The following is a 318-nucleotide window of genomic DNA, read 5'->3' as shown; positions in this document are numbered from 1 at the left end:
GACTGGTCAATGAAATCAAAAAAAACAACCAAACATTAGTGAAGTTCTTTTACAATGATAAAAACCATAGAGTACGTAAAGAAGCATACAACCTATCCAATGGAAATCTAAGTTATACCGAACACTATGTACGGGATGCTACAGGAAAACCCCTGGCTATATACAGAAATGGGCAAATTGTCGAAAACACCATTTATGGAGCAAATCGTTTAGGTGTGAGAAAATCTGATGGAACCAATCTGTATCAACTTACAGATCATTTAGGCAATGTAAGAGCTGTAGTAGGAAGAACAAATACCGGACAAACCATTGGAATTA

At 36.2% G+C, this 318-nt stretch carries 1 protein-coding gene; it reads left to right on the top strand.

The features are described 5' to 3' along the window. Positions 1-38: 38 nt before the first annotated feature. Positions 39-318, top strand: a 280-nt coding sequence (locus ACXAGJ_RS24765; protein ID WP_474843883.1) for a hypothetical protein, incomplete at its 3' end; no start/stop codon positions are given.

The organism is Aquimarina sp. AWH4_224 (assembly GCF_056160245.1).
This window is presented reverse-complemented; position numbering and strand designations above follow the sequence as displayed.